A 6147-nucleotide genomic window follows, 5' to 3' on the forward strand; every position below is an offset into this window, starting at 1 on the left:
CTATTTCTTCTTTTTCATTCCGCTTTTTTCATCAAATGTGGCGATCACACCAAGGATGGGGAGGTCTAAAACCTCTTCTATGTCTTTTTCGGTCTTCATGGTTGTATCTAAGTATTCAAGTAAGAAAGCCAGTCCCACTGCTGTCATCAATCCGACTACAAATGCAATCGCCATGTTTAATGTTGGATTCGGCTTAATGGGAGATGGTGCGTCACTTACTTGTGCGGGTGATAGGATACTGACATTATCAACCTTCATAATCGAAACAATCTCACGTTGAAACACCGTCGCAATGGTATTAGCAATATGCGCCGCTGTCGATGGTTGTTCATGTTGAACCGTAATGTTCACGACTTGAGAGTTATTTTGGCTTCCAACGGTTACCTTATTATTTAAAGAAGTGAATGTCTCATTTAAGTTGGCTTGTTCAATGACTTTTTCTAAGATGATGGGGCTTTTAATAATGACGTTGTACGTATTAATAAGTTCAATATTCGTTCTAATATCGGTTTGGCTGAAGGCTTGGTCGTTACTTGCTTGGTTGACCAAAATTTGTGTAGAACTTTGATAAATCGGTGTTAATACGTAATAACTAACTAGTGCACTGATCAATACAGCGAAAACCGGAATCATTATAAGTAATTTCATTCGTCTTTTAAGTGTAAGAAATATATCCTTTAAGCTAATCGTTTCTTCCATTCTCCTTAATAACCTCCTAGAATTAGTAATACACAATATCGTGAATTATAGCACAGATTGTCTGTTCTTGTAGAAATTTTTGTTGCTCCCTAGTTACAATTTAACTATAATAGCCTAAGAAATCTATATTATTTTTTTGGAAATATTTTTTTGAAAGAGAGGCAACTACACATGAAGAAGAAGATTCTCATTACTTTAGGCCTACTTTTCAGTGTGTTTCTTTTAGCTGGTACGGCTTATGGCTTCTACTTATATAAATCGGTTACAGACACGGTCTCTGAAATCCACGAACCTATTGAACGGGTGACGGAAAAGCGAGAAGAGGAAGTGGATGTCGATAATCGCGAACCGCTTTCTTTCCTGATTACAGGTGTCGATTCTAGAGGCGATCATCACTCCGGTAGATCCGATACGATTATTGTCATGACCGTTAATCCCGAAGAACAGTCAGTGAAAATGCTCAGTATCCCTCGTGATACCCGGACAGACATTATCGGCAGAGGCACGGTAGATAAAATCAACCATGCTTACGCCTTTGGCGGTGTTCAGATGGCAATGGATACGGTCGAACACTTCTTAGATATTCCGATTGATCATTATGTCAGTATTAACATGGAAGGCTTTAAAGGATTGGTGGATGCCCTTGGCGGCGTACAAGTTAACAATTCTTTTGCCTTCTCGATAAATGGACATACCTTCCCTGAAGGCGAGTTATTTTTAAGTGGGGAAGAAGCTCTTGCTTACTCACGAATGAGAAAAGAAGATCCGCGCGGTGATTTCGGTCGTAATGATCGTCAGCGTGAAATTGTCGAAGCCGTCATTCAAGAGGGAGCTCAAATTAGTTCGATTACGAGAGTTGGCAGTATTTTGAATGAGGTTGGAAAATCGGTTCGAACGGATTTAGATTTAGACGGTATGTGGAAAATTCAAGACAAGTACAGAGATGCGAGACATAACGTTGAACAATTAGAGATTAAAGGGAATGGAACAAGAATGAATGGTATTTACTACTTGGAAATTCCAGATGAAGAACGGAATCGGGTTCGCTTAGAACTTCGTAGCCATTTGAATTTACATTAATGTTTGATAGAAGTGACTATACCCGCAGGTCTGGGTAGTATAACGGGTTCCGTTACTATCGCAAAAACCTAATTTACACATGAAAATGAACAACTACTTGCACCGTATTGGCGGTGCTTTTTGTTGTGAAATAAATAAAATCGCCTTGCTCATAATGAACAAGACGATTTCCATATTATTTTTATTTGCTTCTTCAACTAAATGCTCCGTTACTTTATGTGAATAAATAATTATCTACCTAAAATATAGATAACAAGCGCTGAATATCAGCGCTTTTTGTGTGGGATTTTCACTTTAAAAGAGTCAAACTCAACCGGCTGTATAGAATCTCCTCTAAATTCTAACTCTTTTTCCTTGCCATTTTCGTCAATTTCCACTCCTCCACCGTCCGACGGAATGACTAAATAAGGAGTGATTGTCAATTCAGTAACATTAGAATCAACGGGATCAAATTGCTTACTACTCTTGAACTCTATTCTATCCTTAACCCTTTCACCTGTTGCTCCACCCGAGCGACCTGTAATTTCATTTCCATCTTGATCAACTACCAAGAATTCGATATTTCCTCCGCGACTTAACTCAAAATCTGTTTCCTCTTCAGAACTCATATAGGCTATACTTATACCTGTTTCACTAAAAGACATTTCTGTTACAGTAAGGTTCAAACCATCAACCGTCTGTGAATGTTGAACATGAATTTTATGAATGTCGGTAATTTTTTCAACTGGAGTTGAGAAATACCACGTTTCTCCATTTTCCCCACGTAACATTAATCCAAGTTCGAACTCCTCCGGCATTTCTTCGGTCACATTTATTTCTTGAATGGCCGTCCGAGTGGTTGCCGAAAGAAGATCTTGACCGTAACTCCCAGTGGCTCCAGCAGGATTTTTCCCATTAATCGTAAAATCCATCCCAGCACCAAAATAAAATTTATCAAGTTCCTTATCAGATTCAATGAAAAGACCGATAGTAATATTATTTTGATCATATAAAATTTCATCAAGCGTAACCGAAATTCCATTGACCGTCTGTGTCTCCCCAATTTCATTCGTTAACCCATTTTTTTGAGCTTGTTGTAAACCGATCAGATCGGAACTCCCGAAAACAGAACCAATAATTGGTATTTGGGACAAGCTGCTTGCCAAAGCTGGAGAATAGTAAGAGGAACCAACCAATATTCCAAAGACAGCTGCCACACTGCTCAAAGCATAGATTATTTTTCTTTTCCCATTGGTCATTCCAAACCGAGGCGTGTCTAATTGCTCTTTAGCTTGAACGATTCCCGAACGAATAGCTGAACGAACTTGATCTTGTGGAAACTTCTCGAAAGGATCATGTGACTTTTTCATTTAATTGATAACTCCTTTCTAACTCACTTTTCAATTTTTTCCTCGCTCTACGTAAATTCGTTTTCACTGTACCAACCGGCTTCTCCATCACCTCGGAAATATCCTTAATAGACAAGTCATGAAAGTAAAATAAGATGATTGATGTTTGATACGACGAATTTAGCCTCGATAATGCCTCACTTAAATGAAAAGAATCTATCTCTTCGTCCTGCTTGCAATCTAATCTCTTCAACAATTCGCTTTCCTCATAAGGAATCATCTCGTCTCGTTCTCTTAACAGCCTATAACATTCACGTATTAAAATTCTAAACAGCCAAGTTGAAAAATACTCCGGATTTCGCAATTGCCCTATCGCAAGGAATGCATTGTATGCCGTTTCCTGAATAGCATCCAAAGCTTCTTCTTTTTTACCAACGTAAGAAAGCGCCTTGTAATATAGCATTTTTTCTTCTTTAAAAAGCAATTCTTCAAAAGCTTCAGTGTCTCCATTAATCGCCCTTTTCACAGTATTTAGATCATGTTTCATCGTGTCATCCCTCCCTCCTCTCACTATTTAGAGTGATCTAAACATACAAAAGTTTCAACTTTTTCATTTTCCCTAAATTATCTTTGATTCTATTATTTATAAAGTGAATTTATTGGATAACAAACAGATAATGATAAAAAAAGCATGTTTTGATCTGTAATCAAAACACACTATAATAGTTTAGATTTTCTTTGAAAATCTGGCTCAACTAACTCGTAAGCATAAGAATCGTATCATTGAAGAAAGGAAACATGAAAATGCGATGCATTAATAAAGACATCGCATTAAGTGAATCGTTTTTTTATTTTGAATGTAGAGTAAAAAGTAAAGCACATGATAATAGTCGCTATTACTGATGCCCCTATAATATATACTCCATTCCAGTCATTTGAACTCCCTGTTAAAACCCATATCTGATAAGGAATAAAAAGAATACAAGAAACAAAAATAATTCCCCATAACATCAGAAATGTATGTTTCTTTATTTCTTTTTTAATTGAACCAGCATTTATTTTTTCTATTGCAGTTATTCTTTTAAGAACTGTTAAAAGTGTAACTATTGCTACTACCAAAAGAAAGATATTCATTGTAAAACCTCCTCTTGTCTTTATAAATAAATTATAAACATTTCAGTCTATAAATGGTATATATTCCAAAAAATACTCAATTTTACTGCCCGTTAGCAGACCAAGGCAAGCGATGCCCTTATTAAAGCATCGCACTCGTTAGTTAAATAGGAAATTTTTATCTACATCAAACGCGCATTAAAATGGAGCAAGTATTCCAAGAACTATTGTCCATCCCAAGAGTGCCAATGCCCCAAACACTATAGTCCATGACCAATAATTTCTTAAGTACAGTCTTCTTACTATAGATTCAACAATAGAGAACAAAACCGCCAAGATAGGTGCGTAAATTATTGGTAAAAATACAAATAAAAGCATCACTGAAATTATATACAGAAAAAGCGATACAACATCCCGCTTTAATCCCTTAAGCTTCTTTGTCAAAAATTCAACGATTAATGATACAGGGAAGCCATAAAGAAATAACCCCCCATAAAAAAACATTGGAAGAATGTAATAAGAAAACATTATGTCTTCGAAGCTACGGGGTAACATCTCAAACATACTTCATAGCTTATCATTTCCTTATTGAAGTATTGGGGGCAGATTACTTCAACAAAAAACTGTGATTACCTTGAGTTAGAATCGTTATATATACTGGAATTTTAGTAAATCCTGTTGTTTATTTTTTCAATAATTAAAGGAACTTCTACCAATTCATCAACGATGAAATCTGCGTCTACATCATTCCATTGAAAATCTTTCTTTCAGATTCCTTTCATCCCAACCTTTCGGGCAGCTTGAACATCATTCTCTGGATGGTCTCCCATATAGATGCTTTCATTAGGTGATATTTCAAGTCTCTCTATGGCTCTATTAAATATTTCAGGGTCAGGCTTTTTTATACCTTCCCATTCAGATACCAAGATAACATCAAAATATTTTTTGATGCCTAAACTCTCTATGTTATCCATTTGGAATTGTCCATACCCATTCGTAATCATTCCTAAAAGAAGATTGTTCTCTTTTAATTTTTCCAGCATTTGAGTTAAATTAGCAAAAGGAACACAGTTATTCTTAAACTCACTAATATAATCGTGAAGTAGTTCTTCCCATGTTAACTCAGTAATCTCAAATTCATCGACTAACTGTTGATAAACTTTATCTTTCCAAACATACCCACGCTTATCTAATTCTATAAACCTTGTTATATATTTCTCTTTAGGTATATGCCCGAACTGTTTACTTAATCTTTCGTATTGCTTCGCAATAAATAGTTTAACTGAGTCGTCTCTATTTAGTAAGGTTCCATCTAAATCAAAAATAGCAGCTTTAATCACTTTTTAATCCACTCTCCTCTTCGCGAATACCTTATTTAAGATGAAGTCCTTCTCCAACTATTCTGCTTCGATAGAGCGCAATAAAGGAGCTGCCATATCGGCTACCCCAGTTCTTTCGTTAAAGCTCCCGTTACTTTAAGTGTACTATTTCACATACAATTTAATATTTGATAAAACAATTATCTTTTATTATTTTCCAGTATTTCTATTATCCTATCTAATTTCTTTCCAAGTTCTTGATGTTGATTATTTTTTTTCAGCTGAATTCGTAAGTAACCTTCTTATAAAAAGTGTAAACGAAACAAAAAATAGAGCGATAAGTCCAAAAGAAACGATTTAATAAATTACTGAACCCCATGAAACACCCATTCTACTACTACCTCACTTTTAATAATTCATCTTTTTTCAAGCATACCATATTTAATATTCTACTGGTTATAAATGTAAAAGCCTCTTTTAGTAACCTGCCTTGTTAGCACAAGAAGCGACTGCTCTTCTTAAGCAATCGCACCCGTTAGCCATCCATGCAGCGCAAAATCGGCGCTGCACCACAGAGAATGAAAATGGTTAAAAACCGTCAATACTGA

The 6147-nt window shown here is 35.9% G+C and carries 5 protein-coding genes and 2 pseudogenes; 1 reads left to right on the forward strand and 6 read right to left on the reverse strand.

Annotated elements, in window-relative coordinates; translation table 11 throughout:
• Positions 1–699 (reverse strand): YveK family protein, encoded by a 699-nt coding sequence (locus tag PQ474_RS21505; protein ID WP_273847655.1) that lies wholly within the window; start codon positions 697–699, stop codon positions 1–3.
• Positions 700–870: 171 nt separating this feature from the next.
• On the opposite strand from PQ474_RS21505, the gene PQ474_RS21510 reads away from it, so the two are divergent.
• Positions 871–1779, forward strand: coding sequence for an LCP family glycopolymer transferase (locus tag PQ474_RS21510; RefSeq protein WP_273847656.1), 909 nt, complete (start codon positions 871–873; stop codon positions 1777–1779).
• A gap of 266 nt (positions 1780–2045) precedes the next feature.
• Here PQ474_RS21510 and PQ474_RS21515 read toward each other — a convergent pair whose 3' ends face one another.
• The 5 genes and pseudogenes from PQ474_RS21515 to PQ474_RS21535 form a co-directional block, all read right to left on the reverse strand.
• Positions 2046–3128 (reverse strand): DUF4179 domain-containing protein, encoded by a 1083-nt coding sequence (locus tag PQ474_RS21515; RefSeq protein ID WP_273847657.1) that lies wholly within the window; start codon positions 3126–3128, stop codon positions 2046–2048.
• Positions 3112–3654, reverse strand: a complete 543-nt coding sequence (locus PQ474_RS21520; protein WP_273847658.1) for a sigma-70 family RNA polymerase sigma factor — start codon at positions 3652–3654, stop codon at positions 3112–3114. Before PQ474_RS21520 ends, PQ474_RS21515 begins: the two co-directional genes overlap by 17 nt.
• Before the next feature lie 284 nt (positions 3655–3938).
• On the reverse strand, positions 3939–4241 hold the full coding sequence (locus tag PQ474_RS21525) for a hypothetical protein (protein ID WP_273847659.1): 303 nt from the start codon (positions 4239–4241) through the stop codon (positions 3939–3941).
• Between the two features lie 644 nt (positions 4242–4885).
• A pseudogene (locus PQ474_RS21530) lies at positions 4886–5560 on the reverse strand (HAD family hydrolase).
• Between the two features lie 179 nt (positions 5561–5739).
• A pseudogene (locus tag PQ474_RS21535) lies at positions 5740–5884 on the reverse strand (DUF4083 domain-containing protein); the annotation flags it as partial.
• Between the last annotated feature and the right edge of the window lie 263 nt (positions 5885–6147).

This window comes from Halalkalibacter alkalisediminis, assembly GCF_028610705.1.
In the GTDB taxonomy this organism is placed as follows: Bacteria; Bacillota; Bacilli; order Bacillales; family Bacillaceae_D; genus Halalkalibacter; species Halalkalibacter alkalisediminis.